The organism is Streptomyces pallidus (ex Mingjun et al. 2026), assembly GCF_051550185.1.
Classification (GTDB): domain Bacteria; phylum Actinomycetota; class Actinomycetes; order Streptomycetales; family Streptomycetaceae; genus Streptomyces.
Genome location: NZ_CP196181.1, coordinates 1,796,834 through 1,809,951, shown reverse-complemented (window position 1 = coordinate 1,809,951; position 13,118 = coordinate 1,796,834). Strand labels below are relative to the sequence as shown.

At 69.4% G+C, this 13,118-nt stretch carries 7 protein-coding genes and 1 pseudogene; 3 read left to right on the top strand and 5 right to left on the bottom strand.

Annotation, left to right across the window (positions count from 1 at the left end; all coding sequences use genetic code 11):
- Positions 1–299: 299 nt before the first annotated feature.
- The 5 genes and pseudogenes from ACSHWO_RS07775 to ACSHWO_RS07755 form a co-directional block, all read right to left on the bottom strand.
- The gene (locus ACSHWO_RS07775) at positions 300–1,541 is read right to left on the bottom strand and encodes an SWIM zinc finger family protein (protein ID WP_438310685.1); all 1,242 of its coding nucleotides are present in this window, start codon (positions 1,539–1,541) and stop codon (positions 300–302) included.
- A complete protein-coding gene (locus ACSHWO_RS07770) occupies positions 1,538–4,354 on the bottom strand; it encodes a DEAD/DEAH box helicase (protein WP_438318990.1) in 2,817 nt (938 codons plus the stop codon). The genes ACSHWO_RS07775 and ACSHWO_RS07770 overlap by 4 nt, the downstream gene beginning before the upstream one ends.
- 124 nt (positions 4,355–4,478) lie before the next feature.
- A complete protein-coding gene (locus ACSHWO_RS07765; RefSeq protein WP_438310682.1) occupies positions 4,479–6,722 on the bottom strand; it encodes an IS1096 element passenger TnpR family protein in 2,244 nt (747 codons plus the stop codon).
- 568 nt (positions 6,723–7,290) lie between these two features.
- Positions 7,291–7,683 (bottom strand): hypothetical protein, encoded by a 393-nt coding sequence (locus tag ACSHWO_RS07760; protein ID WP_438310680.1) that lies wholly within the window; start codon positions 7,681–7,683, stop codon positions 7,291–7,293.
- Between the two features lie 224 nt (positions 7,684–7,907).
- Positions 7,908–8,099: pseudogene (locus ACSHWO_RS07755) on the bottom strand (CorA family divalent cation transporter); the annotation flags it as partial.
- Between the two features lie 1,140 nt (positions 8,100–9,239).
- On the opposite strand from ACSHWO_RS07755, the gene ACSHWO_RS07750 reads away from it, so the two are divergent.
- The 3 genes from ACSHWO_RS07750 to ACSHWO_RS07740 all read left to right on the top strand — a co-directional run bounded on the left by ACSHWO_RS07750 (position 9,240) and on the right by ACSHWO_RS07740 (position 12,853).
- Positions 9,240–9,761 (top strand): hypothetical protein, encoded by a 522-nt coding sequence (locus tag ACSHWO_RS07750; RefSeq protein WP_438310678.1) that lies wholly within the window; start codon positions 9,240–9,242, stop codon positions 9,759–9,761.
- A 205-nt stretch (positions 9,762–9,966) separates the two neighbouring features.
- A complete protein-coding gene (locus ACSHWO_RS07745) occupies positions 9,967–12,105 on the top strand; it encodes a hypothetical protein (RefSeq protein ID WP_438310676.1) in 2,139 nt (712 codons plus the stop codon).
- A 52-nt stretch (positions 12,106–12,157) separates the two neighbouring features.
- The gene (locus ACSHWO_RS07740) at positions 12,158–12,853 is read left to right on the top strand and encodes a hypothetical protein (RefSeq protein ID WP_438310674.1); all 696 of its coding nucleotides are present in this window, start codon (positions 12,158–12,160) and stop codon (positions 12,851–12,853) included.
- Positions 12,854–13,118: the final 265 nt, after the last annotated feature.

Below are 13,118 nucleotides of genomic sequence, written 5' to 3'. Positions count from 1 at the left end.
TAACGCGTTGACCTGCGCGGATCGCTGCATGAGGCGCGCTGACCTGCGGCGTTGCGTGTTTCCGACGCCTTCATGGTGACGCTGAATTCCCCAGATTCTCCCCAGCGGCAGCGGGGTCTCGATGGTGCTTTCCGCTGGTGAGGCGGCCCTCCTCAGGCTTGCCGAGCCACTTCGCGCCGGCGCGGCGGACGGACTCGGAGGCGACGGTGAAGAAGCAGGCCGGGCTGACGGGTACCGACCCCGGGGCCGAGGCGGCTGCGTGTGGGTTGACGAGGCGATCCACGGGCCTGTCCTACGCGTCACCTCTCGGTCTGTTGCCAGACGGAGGTGAGTGCCGTGACGGGGTCGCCGTCGGCCGGTGCCGCCGGCCACCAGTCGCCGTCGTCATCCTGGAGGTAGGGGTACCAGCGGGTGTCGGGGCCCAGGCGCAGCTGGATGCCGTGGCCGGTGAGAGTGAGGCGGTTGCGCCAGGCCCGGAGGGCGACCGGGGTGGTGGTCATTTCGGTGAGGGTCTCGGTCAGGGCGCTGCGGGCTGCTGTCATCGCCGTCGGGTCGGGGGTGTGGGGCTGTTCGGCGACGGTGATGCCGGTTGGGCCGCCATACCGCCAGGCGCGGGCGAGTCGGGCGAACGCGATCGGTTTGGCACCGGTGTTCTGGATGAGGTGGTGGAACCACTCGGGTCCGCAGTCGCTCGCGGCGATCCGTGCCGCGTCCTCGCGCTGGGTCAGGTGCAGGCTGGTGGTGTCCTCCGCGAGCAGCCGGGCAGCACGTGTGGCGGTGTCCGCCATGAGGCGTTCGAGGTCCGCGGTGGACAGACCGGTGCCGGGTGGCGGGGCGGTGGGCAGTGCGGCGGTGTGGGGGGCCGGTTCGGGGAGCTCTGGAAGCGGTGGGTGTTCGGCCAGGGCGGCCCAGGCCGCGTAGGCGCCGACCGCCGGGAGGCCGGCTGGGGCCGGTGGGGTGGCGGTCGCATGGGCGGCCGCACGGCGGGCCCGCAGCTGGGCGAGGACCTCCTCCCGTCCGCGGCCGCGCAGGGCGAAGACCACGAAGGGGTCGGCGTCGATGGTGGAGGCGATGGCGTAGCAGAGCGCGGCGGCGTGTTTGCAGGGGTAGCCCCAGTCGGGGCAGGAACATTCGGGGTCCAGTTCGGCGGGCTGCGGGAGCAGGGGGACGCCGGCGTGGCGAGCGTCGTCGACGAGTTCGGCGGGCATCTCGCCGTCGAGGAGTGCGGCGAGATGCCCGGCCCGGGCCGCGATGGTGTCGAGGAGGGTGTCCCACTGGGTGTCGGTGAGGACGGGCAGGTGGACGGCGGAGCGGTAGGGGCGGGGCCTGCTGCCCTGGACGGCCGCTGTGACCTGGCCGGGGGCGACGATGGTCGGGCCTACCATGCCCTGGCGGGCGTAGGTGCGTCCGCGGGACAGGCGCCCCGAGTCAAGGGTGGAGTCCTCCAGGGCCGTCACCCATGCCTGGCCCCACCAGGTCGCGGCGAAGGCGCGCCTGCCGCGGGCGGGCGTGCGGCGCGGGCCGGGGATCGAGGGGCTCATGCCTGCCTCCCCAGGGCGACGAGTTCGGCGAGGTCGGCGTCGGACAGTTCGGTCAGAGCAGCCTCACCGGAACCGACCACGGCGTCGGCGAGAGCGCGCTTGGATTCGAGAAGCCTCGCCACCTTGTCCTCCACCGTCCCCTCCGCGAGCAGCTTGTGGACCTGTACGGGTTTGTCCTGGCCGATGCGGTAGGCGCGGTCGGTGGCCTGGTCCTCGACCGCCGGGTTCCACCATCGGTCGTAGTGCACGACGTGGGTGGCACGGGTCAGGTTCAGGCCGGTGCCCGCGGCCTTGAGGGAGAGCAGGAACACCGGCACATCCCCGCGCTGGAAGCGGTCCACCGTCTCCTCGCGCGCGGCGACGGGGGTGCCGCCGTGCAGGAAGAGAGTGGGGACGCCTCGTTCCGCGAGGTGCTTGTGCAGCAGGGTCGCCATCTGCCTGTACTGGGTGAAGACCAGCGCCGACTCGCCTTCGGCGGTGATGGTGTCGACCAGTTCGTCGAGCAGGTCGAGCTTGCCGGATCGGCCGTGCAGCGGTGTGGACTGGCGCAGGTACTGGGCCGGGTGGTTGCAGATCTGCTTCAGCGCGGTGAGGAGCTTCAGGATCAGGCCGCGGCGGGCGATGCCCTGGGCTTCGGCGATCTTCGCCATGGTCTCGCGGACCACCGCCTCGTACAGGCTTGTTTGTTCGGCCGTCAGCGGCACGACGCGGTCGGTCTCGATCTTGGCGGGCAGTTCGGGCGCGATGCCCGGGTCGGACTTCCTGCGGCGCAGCAGGAAGGGACGCACGAGACGGGACAAGCGCTCAGCGGCCTGTGGGTCCTCACCCGACTCGATCGCGCGGGCGTGGCGGTCACGGAAGACGGCGAGCGGTCCGAGGAGTCCGGGGGTGGTCCAGTCGAGGAGCGCCCACAGTTCGGAGAGGTTGTTCTCCACTGGGGTGCCGGTGAGGGCGACGCGGGCGCGGGCGGGCAGGGCACGCAGTTCGCGGGCGGTGACGGCGTAGGGGTTCTTGACGTGCTGGGCCTCGTCGGCGGCGATCAGCGACCAGGCGTTCTCGGCGAGGGTCTCCCGGTCGCGGCGCAGGACGCCGTAGGTGACCAGGACGATCTCGTCGTCGGCGAGGTCCTTGAGGTGGCGGTCGCCGCCGTGGTAGCGGCGCACCGGCGTGGCCGGCGCGAACCGGGCCGCTTCGCGCTGCCAGTTGCCCAGCAGCGAGGCGGGGCAGACGACGAGCGTGGGGCCCGCGGTGGCGGGGTCGGTCTGGCGGTGCAGGTGCAGAGCGAGCAGGGTGATGGTCTTGCCCAGGCCCATGTCGTCGGCGAGACAGCCGCCGAGACCGAGCTCGCACATCTCGGCCAGCCAGGCGAGGCCCCGTTTCTGGTAGTCGCGCAGCGTGGCCTTCAGCGCGGGGGGCTGCGGGGCGGGGGTGCGGGATCCGGGGTCGCCGATACGGGCGACGAGGTCGCCGAGCGCACCGACCGCCGTACAGCGAAAGGTCTCTCCGCCCCGCTCCGCTTCGCCGGTCAGCGCGGCGCCCAGCGCCTCCATGGGAGTGAGCGGTTCCATCCGGCGGCGCTTGGCGCGGGCCACCAGCTTCGGGTCGGCGATCACCCACTGGTCGCGCAGCCGGACGAGGGGGCGGCGTGTCTCCGCGAGGGCGTCCATCTCGGCCTCGGTGAGCGGGTCTCCGCCGAGTGAGAGCTGCCAGCGGAAGTCGAGGAGGGCGTCTGTGTCGAGCATGGCGCCCGCACTGGAGCCGGGCGCGGTGCGTTGCCCGATCTCCGCGGTCGCGGTAAGTGCTTTGACGAGTTCGCGCGGCCAGTGCACGTCGACTCCGGCGGCGCGCAGCGTGTCGGTGGCGTCGCCCAGCAGGTCGAGGGCCTCGTCGTCGGTCAGCCGCAGCTGGTCCGGAGCGGCGCTCTTCAGCAGCCGGTCGAGCGGTGGCCAGACCTGGGCGCCGCGGCGCAGTGCGAGCAGCGTCTCGGTTTCGGCGCGCGGGCCGAGCAGACGCTCGGTCTCGGCCGGCTCGCTCCACAGCTGTGCGGCCTCCACGACGAGCGCCGGATCCACAGCGCTGTGCAGCTGGAGGACGGCTCGGAACTGCCGGCGGCGTCCCTCGGGTACGTCGACCCGCAGCGAGAGCCTGACGTCGGCGGTGAACGCGGCGGCGGTCTCCTCGGCCCACTCGTGCAGGGTGGGCACGGCACGCGTCTCGCGCCAGGCATACGGCAGGGCTCCCACGGCGAGCGGAGCGGCCGGAGTACGGACCAGGGCGTCGGCGACCGCGTCGCAGAACCGGCTTACCAGCGGGGCCGGTTCGGCGATCCGAAGCGGGGCGGGTCCCGGCTCCGGCAGGCAGTGGCCGTGAGGCGGGAAGGCGGCGGCGAGGGCGTCCAGCGTCCGACGCTGGGCGGCGGTGAAGGGGCCCGCCTGCCAGGTGTCGTAGCCGGCGGGGGTGAGGGCCGGGTGGAGACGGCCGTCGGCGAGCAGCCGGAGCGCGAATCGGGCGGCGGCCTGCCAGGCGGCGGCGGACGGGTGCGGTGGCTGCGCCCCGGACAGCGCGGCAATACCGAGGGCGACGGGCAGCGCGTACCCCTCCACCTTGCGCAGTCTGACCGAGCGGCCGTGCGGCAGCACGAGTTCCGCCGCCGCGGTCTCGACGCCGGGTGCCGTGCCCTCGGCGGCGGCTGCCCCGGCGGGCTGCCAGAGCAGCAACCGGCCGAGGCGGGCAGGCTCACCGGGCAGGAACACCGCCGCCCAGCCGTCGTCGAGCAGGCTCCTTGCCCAGGCAGTCGACTCCGGTGCGGCCAAGGGCGGCACGCCCCCCGTGCCCGTGCCCTGCTCCCGTACGAGGACTCGTGCCACTCTCTTTCGCCTCACCGTCGCCCAGGCGGTCTTCACCGCATCTTCGTTCACCAGCAGGCTGGCGCTGCCGTCACCGGCGGGAGTGGGCCTTGTTCGCCGCGGTACGCATGCGTTTGGCCAGCCGCTTGTCGACGCCGCGCAAGCCCTCGCCCAGTTCGGCGAGCACTTGCGCGGTGGCTGGGTGCTCCACTCGCCACAGCTCGTCCACCCGCTGTTCGAGCGCTTCCGGCGACGTGTTCCAGTTCTCCAGGAAGCCCCGTGTCAGCTCCTCGCTCTCCTCGGTACCGGCGAGGACCGACAGCCCGTCGACGAGCAGCCACAGCCCGGCTTCCTCCGCCCGCTCCGGTTCCACGCCCGATTCCGCCCCAAGGCGTGCGCCCAGGGTCGCGGTGGCCACCTGGCGGCACCCGTCGGCGTCGGAGTCCGCCGCCTTGCGCAGCACACGCAGTGCCCGGGGGTCATCGAGGTCGGCCAGCACCAGTTGGGCCACGGCGCGCTTCGCCGCTGCCTCGGGACCGTCTCCCGCGCATGCGTCGAGCAGCCCTACCGCGGCATCCGTCGCCGAACGGTGTGCCAGCCACCCTTCGACCTCCCGGCGCATCTCCGCGGGGGAGTAGCCCAGGAGTCCCCGGAGCAGAGCGTCAGCGTCCGCTTCGGCGTACTCACCGAGCAGGGGCGCGGACACACCGCACTCCATCAGGTACGCGCGGAGCCCGTAGCGGCCGAGTGGGGTGAGCCGCATACGGTGCCCGCGCTTGTCGTCCCACGACCGGTCCGATGCTGCCGTCGAGGTTCCCGAACCGCCGCCCAGCTCCTGTCCGACCATGGCGTTCAGGAGTGTGTGCAGAGGCTCCTCGGCCGAATCGTCGCCGTCACCGCGCTCGTACTCCACCGCGCCCAGCAGGAGGAGCCCTTCCCCGAGCTCCCGGAAGGACGCCGCGAGCAGCGCATGGAAGAGATCGAACTCCGGCCCGTCGTCGCCCACCTCGCGGGCCTTTGCACGCAGGTCGTCGACATCCACCCAGGCATCGTCCGAGGCGTCGTACAGCAGGCCGGCCAGTCCGTCGGCGATCTCGGCCGTCAGCTCGCCCAGCTCACCGTGCCACCCGTCCAGCACCCCCGTCTCACCGATCTCCTCCAGCAGATCGCCCATCGTGGCGGCCCAGAACTCCAGGAGGCCCTCACCGGTGAAGTCGGTTGCCGCGCCACCCCACGCGCGGCCCCCGCTGATCGTGATCAACCCGCCGTCCACGGCGAGCCACCACGGATCATCGAGAACGGCCACGTCCTTGGCGCTGCGCAGCGACTTCAACGCACGAGCCCGCGCGACGGCATCGGCAAACGGCGAGTCGTCGCCGGCCAGCTTCCACAGCTGGAGCTCCTCGACGGCCTCACGGGCGAGCGCGGGCCGCAGCACCCGGCCGGCGGTGACCTGCCGGCCCTCGTGGCACCAGGCGGCGAGCCGCAGCGCAGCGTCGAAGAGCGGAATGCCCCGCACGGTAGCGACGAGGTCCTCCCGCGGAGCCAGGGTCACTGGGCGCAGCACAGTCGCATCCTCGGCCGGTCCGTCGACTCCGGCATCGACCGGATCGCCCACCCCGCAGTGCCCGCACGTACACAACGCCACGTCGTCGGCAGTCAGCCGACGGACATTGCTGCGTCCGACCCGGTCACCGGTCGGCGGCTTCGCCTTGCCGGACACCGTGTCCGGCGTCAGCTGGGCCAGCCGCGCGGTGATCCCGTCCCGGTCGAAGGCCGCCGGATCGTAACCGGCCGCCCGCAGCTCGGTGACGAGCTCGCCGTACGGGCCATCCCCGGCCCCGTCCGAGGTCTCGAGGAACTCCAGCACCTCGGCCAGCCCCCACACGCCGCCGATGTCCTCGGCCGGTACATCGGCGCGACGCCCGCCGACGCAGCGCACCGTCCGCTCCGCGCCGACCGGGCGCGGCAGTGACTTCTCCAGCGTGATCCCGTGCTCCCAGTCATCGCCGAAGTCGTAGACGTAGCGCAGCCGTGTTCCCTCCTCGGCCAGCACGTCGCCGAGCGCGGTGGCGTCCTCGTCGCCGACCTCGTGGCCGAAGCCGAGATCGATTCCGGTGAGTCGGGCCGCATCACCGTACCCCCGGCCGAACTCGTCGGTGAAGAGATGCAGATGGCCACCGTGCCATCCGAAGGCGACCTGGATGGCGTCGTGCAGCGTCCCGAGCGAGGTATCGGACGGCAGCACGAGGCGCCGCCACAGGGGCGGTCTCGTGCCGTGCAGCACGATCTTCAGCTGGAGATCGGACGGGGCCGTCTTCCCGTCTCGCCGCATCTGCTGCTCCTACCGCACCAGGGCCACTCGAACGGCCCCATCATGGCGCTGCCGGTGTGCCCGGCTCAAACCCGGTTGTGGCGGCCAACGTCCTTCTGGATGCACACGGTCCCGACGCCGCCCGCAGCGGATATCCTCTGCCCTCGCGAACTTTCGGGGTGGCACAGGCGCTCGGGAGCGCATGGCCTACCGGCCACGGCTGTCGCAGCCCTCGGCATGTGCGGGACGCGGCGTGACTTCGGGATTCGTCGCCTGACCAGGTGCGGTCTCGTCCGGATTCGATCAGCGCATGGCCTACCGGCCACGGCTGTCGCAGCCCTCGGCATGTGCGGGACGCGGCGTGACTTCGGGATTCGTCGCCTGACCAGGTGCGGTCTCGTCCGGATTCGATCAGCCGATGTCCGGATCGTCGGACTCTCCGAGGAGTCGGGCCGCGAGGTCATCGGCCCACTCCACGGCCCAGGTACGAAGAGCGGCGATGGTGGTCTCGTCCAGACCGTAGGCGGCGAAGGCTTCGTCATCGGTCCACTCGGTGCCCAGGAGCCGCCTGTGCAGCTCCGCATGTCCGTCACGCGGCTGCCCGAATGCGGGAGGCGAGCCGGGGGAAGGCGTCCTCCCACACGGTGCGCACGGTGCGCCCGACGAGGGTACGCAGCACGGGCCACAGCTGGAGGAGCAGATCCCGGTTGAGGTGGCGGGGCAGGTCGTCGTGCAGACCGTCGTGCAGGACGATGCGGTACAGACCCATGCGCTGGCGAGGCTTGTGCAGGTCGTATGAGGTCATCCCGGACCAGGCCAGGTGCAGCGGCAGCTCTACGACACCACGCGTCGGCCGGTGCAGCTTCTCCAGCGACTCCGGCACACGGCGCCGGAACTTCTCGCGGTACAGCGCGAGGTCCTCGGCGTCCGCGCCCGAGAAGTCCCTCGGCGCGGGTGCGGGGTACTGAGGGCTGGAGGACATGCCTCCATCATGACGGCCGCAGAAGCGGTGCGGGCCATGATGCGAGCCCGCGCCCGGAGTGAGTAGCGCAGACCCGGTGGCAGTGGCAGAGGCTCTCCGGTGCGAGGGTGAGGAGATCGCCCGCAACACTTCTCCCCAGGCACTCCCCAGAGTCCGAGATGGGCGGTTCGTGTGGGAGGTGCAGGTGCAAACCGTGTGCGCTGCACGAGTGGGCCGGTCGCCCCCTATAGCCAGTCCCGCCGCTTGAAGACTACGTACAAACTGACGCAAACGACCCCCATCAAGCCGACCGCGAAGGGGTATCCGAAGCTCCAACCCAGCTCCGGCATGGAGTCGAAGTTCATGCCGTAGATGGTGCCCACGAGAGTGGGTGCGAACAGGATGGCGGCCCAGGCGGAGATCTTCTTGAAGTCGTCACCCACACACCGCTGACCTGCGGAAACCGGCTGGTCAGGCGCTCTGACCTGCGACGATCCGCCTTTCAGGCTCTTTCGCCGTGCTGCCCGTTGATGCGCCCGGCCCTCCCCAGCCGCTCCCCAATGGGGCTGCGTTCTCCCCAGTTTCTCCCCAGCCGCAGCAGCCTGGGAAGACGGATCGTCACCGGCCAGAGCCTGATCCGAGCGTCGCTCCGAGTAGATCGTTTTCCCGGGACGTCGCGGCCCGGCGCAGGGCCTCGTTCTCCTGTGTCAGCACTTGCTACGCCAACGTGCTTCGAGCTCTCCTGGCTGGTTGTTCCGGGCTTGGTCCCATCGTCGATGTCCGCCCGGCACACCCACTTCCCAGCGTCATCGCGTGGACTCCGAAGTCGGCGGCCACCTGCTCGATCGTTACGCCCGGGCCGCGGATACTCGCCACCCCGCGACGTCCTGGCGGGATTGTTCCGGGTTGGGGGTTTAGGCGCAGCGACATCCTTTCCACGCGCCCCGCAGTGCAAGCCAGATCAGATGGCACCCGACGTGCGGCAGCCCCGGTGCCCACCGGCAGCCCCTGCTACAAGCAGTTGGTGGCTGATACCTGTATCTCTCTGCTTCGCCGATCCATGCCTCTCAGGTAACAGTAGAAACAGTAGGCATCGCGCGTCACATTAACCTAGTGAATCTGATGGCGGAAACAGGTCGCGAGGTGGCTTGCAGAATCAAGTGAATTTCGGATTCTCCGTCATCTCGCCGGACCGTGTGGACGCTACGGCTATGCGACTTCATCTCCTGCGCTGGATCCTCGACCCCGTCACCAGCTGGCAGGCGCTTCGGGTGTCCACGGCCAGCCGTGGACGCACTTCATTCGACGTGGCCTGGCGGCGGGCCAGGGTCGCTAGACACCCTGAAGAGGCTCCCTATGTGTGGCTCGGACACAGGGCTCCCGCTGGCACCGAGCAGCATGACCAGACCGGCAACAACCGGCCACATGGCCCGATTCGACACGACTAGTTTTCGGTCGACAACAGCGGTGATCGAGAAGGCCGTGGGCTTTCCGCCACATTCTGAAAAGGATTCCTCGACGCTTGGCCGGTTCGTGAGAATCAAGAGCCTGCCAGCCAGACAACGGGGGAGAGTGTCATGCCGGATCCTGTAGAGATCGCCCTGATCAGTTCAGCCGTGCCCGCCACGCTAACCTTCCTGTTTCAGCGACTGGAACACCTGCTCAGCCCACGCCGCCGTGAGAACGAGCCCGACGTCAGCCTTCCCGACACCCTGGTCGGAGCGCTTCAGCTGCCCCTGCACCCGAACGAGGAGCGCCTTCAGGTCTACGAACGTGAACTCGAAGTGCTCCACCTCGTCCTCCAGGGTTACGCCGGCCGTAGCCTGGACACAGACATCACAGACCCGAACCTGCTGCGCAGCATGACGATGCTGCGGGCCGCTCTCGAGGACATCTACGGGCAGCGCCTGACCTTTGAAGGCGAGAACCGCCCAGCCTCCGGGCCGTTCGTCGAACAGAAGCTGACCACACTCACCGGTGAGGCCACCGGCATGGATGCCGACGAGATTAACGGGAACGCCCGGGTCGCTCAGCAGGTGGAAACGGTCGAGGCAAACGCCAAGCTTATCGGAATGAAGGCGCGCCGGATCGGCGGATAGCAGCGCCGAAACGCCACCCGCTGCGCACCCGCGCAACGGCGCCATCCGTCCGAAGGGCCGTGTGTTGACACTGAATGAACCGACCGTCCCCAGCCAGCCCCGCGGCCTGCCGGCACTGGCTCCACCCTCCAACGGCACCGACGAGACCAAGCCTCCCGCCGCCCTCCCCTCCGGGGCCGCCTCTACTACCCCTGCGCCTGCCACAGTGCTCGCGCAGGACGGCGTCCAGCCCGCTGCCGAGCAGTCACCGGTGCCTGCGGAGGCGACCACCACAGCTGATCGCGTGTCCGAACCGGATCGCCATGCCGAAGACCTCACCAGCGACGCCGACTTCGCGCTGAGGGTCGAACAGAAGGTTCCGAACAACCAGGGCACGGTCATCGGCGTTCAGAACAACCACGAGATCCAGCGACTACGCGGAACCCCTCTGACCGACGACTGGGTCCGCGGGCGCCTGCGCAGCTTTGCCAGCAACGACGAAACGACGAAGGCACTCGAGACGATCCTCGAAGCCCACCGCGTCGTGGTCATCCACGCGCTGCCCGGTACCGGCCGTTACACCACTGCCCTGCACATCCTCACCACCTTGCGTATGCGCTCCATCCGCCAGGTCAGGCGTCTCCCCGACGACAAGATCGAACTCGAAGGGCTTCTGGACCAGGACACCGGCTGGATTTTGGACCTGCGACACGAGACACAGCCGCTACCCACCGCCACCGGACTTCATCTGAGAGAGATCGCGGATCATCTGCGCGAGACCCGATCGTTCGTCGTCGCCGTCGTCCACACCGACACCTGGACGAGCGTGGCTGTCGAAGCATCAGATCTGGATCATCAGCTCAAGCCCGCGGACGGGCTCCGTGTCGCCCGCGCGCACCTCGCCGACCAGCCTCTCAAACCGAGCGAGGTGGACCAGTGGCTCAGCGACAGCGGGATCACCAGCCACCTCCAGCACGCCACACCAGCGATGGCGGTCAGCTGTGCCCACACAATCGCGTCGGCCGTCACGCTGAACCGCTCAACGGCGGAACCGAAATCCTTCGACGAACTCGTCGGCTTCGTCATCCAGTCCGCGCAGAACTGGCGTAGCGAACTCCTCAATTGGCACAGGGAGCAAACCGACAGCGGTCACCGCACCTACCTGCTCGCAGCCGCCGTACTCGACGGAGCAACAGCCCAGACCGTCTACGACTCCCACCTCAAGCTCGGCACGGCACTCGAAGACACACCCGTACCCACTAAAGGCCAGCGTGGCCCCGGCATCATTGAACTCACCAACACCATTAATGCAGACCTCGGCGCCGACGACCGCGTCCGCTTCCTACGCCCGGGATACGCCGAAGCCGTCGTCGACTACTTCTGGGTCGACCGCCCCCACCACGTCGAGGCCTTCACCCACTGGACAGCCGAGCAAGCAGCCCTCCTGTCCGGCGGCCTCGGGATCCGTCTGGCTGATCGCGTCAGCCAGTGGGTCATCCGCTACACCCTTACCAAACAGAGCCTGACTGTCCTGCGCGCGACCGCCACCCACTGGGCAGCCACAAAGAACCTCAGCGGCCACGCGGTGGACCTCCTGGTTGCCGCCGCCATTGACCCGCAAACCGGCAAGCTCGCCCGCGATAAATACCTTCAATGGGCCAGCGCCCCCGACCAGCCACCCCCCGATGAACGCGGTCACACCCCGGTCGCCCTCAAGCGCGTCCTCGCCGAAGCAATGGCACAACTCGGCCCCGCCTATCCCAGGGTCGCAGTGAGGCGACTGGCAGACCTCGCCGCCCACACCGGCAACGCCACCGTCACACAAGCCGTTGGCGAGGCCCTGATGGCCATGTGGGACCAAGAAGGCTTCGCGGAACGGATCCGCGACACACTCACCACGTGGTTCACCGCAGCACAGCACCATCAAACCGCGGCCGCCCGCCGCGCCTTCCTGCATCTCGCAGAACGGACCGGCCCCTACGGCATCCCCATCCTCCTGGCCACAGACAACAGCGGACCAGACCCTTGGACCCTCACGGGCTGGCGCCGATCCCTCGACGACGCCAGCAGTAGCCAGATCCAAGGCGCCGTCAACGCCTGGCTTGACGCCGCGCTCGCACACCGCGACCTCCGCACCACAATCGTCACCACCTTCACCGAAGCCGTCTTCCGATCCGATACCGATCGCACCTACCTCGCTCAGCGGTACATCGTTCTCAACCACGCCGCCAATGGATGGGAACCTGCCCACGCCGGGCAGCAGCCCACGGAACGTACCCGCCTGCGCGACGAGGTGCTGATCGCCATCCGAGAGGCAGACCCCACAGCCCCGATCCACGCCGGCGATGCGCCGACTACGGCGTAGAGGGGGTGGCTGGCCTCAACCCCGGGCGGGCAACCTCAGCATTACTTGCCCCATGCCCAATGTGATGCCCGGCCACCCCTTCACCCTCACCCTCACCGGGGCGTGGGAAGAACTCCCCTCGCCGCGTCCCCACCACAATCCCGACGCTGCCGCCAGCCACCACGCCCTGACCATCGTCCGCAACATCACCTCGAACCTCACTCCGGCTGACGCCGTCCTGGCGGCGGCCCGCATCAACACGCTCCTCGGTCAGGCCTCCGACATCCCGGGCATCCCTGTCAGGCTCGTCTGGGCCCACGTCGACCTGAGCACGGACCTCGAGGCACTCAGCGCCACGACCCGACACCAACGTCACCAGTACGAGGAGGAACAACGCCGCGCCGAACAGGCCCGCCACCTGGAGACGGCTCGCGCCTTCCGGACCACAGTGATGAGCGACCCCTCCCTGGCCCTGGCCTACTGGTACGCCACCGCGCCGCACACCATCGACGAAGACACGCTTACTCGCCTCGAACAACTGCATAGCCAAGTAGCTGCCTACGCACCACAAGGTCGCTGGGCACTCCTCGCCCGTCTGCTTCACACCTTCACCAGTGACCTGACCACCGATGCCAAGAACCACCTGATCGACACGATGGCTGCCCTCACCGACCGTTACGGGCAACCTGACATCGCCAGCGAGATCCGCACCCTGCACACCCCAGACCTGGCCGAGCAGCATGTCACCGCTCAGGGGTCAACCCCCTGAGCGCCCCAGATGCGACGAGGGCCGCCGATGACAACGGGGAACACTCACGCAGCGCCGGCCGCCGAATTGGCGGGCCGACGGCTGGCGCGGGTAAGCCGCAGGTCATCACCACTCCGCCTGGAACAGGCGAAGCTAGGTCCATGGCTCTCGACTTCGGCCAGCCGCACTTCAAGCGCGCTGCATCGATCCGGTGCTGCGTTGTCCAGGCACCGTACGAGTAGCGTCCGCACGCCCTGCTGCATGAGGCGTCGCTCGCATAGTCTCC

Bases quoted from the DNA above. Each gene is read 5' to 3' on its own strand.
- ACSHWO_RS07775 (WP_438310685.1), bottom strand. From the start codon at position 1,541: ATGAGCCCCTCGATCCCCGGCCCGCGCCGCACGCCCGCCCGCGGCAGG.
- ACSHWO_RS07765 (WP_438310682.1), bottom strand. From the start codon at position 6,722: ATGCGGCGAGACGGGAAGACGGCCCCGTCCGATCTCCAGCTGAAGATC.
- ACSHWO_RS07760 (WP_438310680.1), bottom strand. From the start codon at position 7,683: ATGTCCTCCAGCCCTCAGTACCCCGCACCCGCGCCGAGGGACTTCTCG.
- ACSHWO_RS07750 (WP_438310678.1), top strand. From the start codon at position 9,240: ATGCCGGATCCTGTAGAGATCGCCCTGATCAGTTCAGCCGTGCCCGCC.
- ACSHWO_RS07740 (WP_438310674.1), top strand. From the start codon at position 12,158: ATGCCCAATGTGATGCCCGGCCACCCCTTCACCCTCACCCTCACCGGG.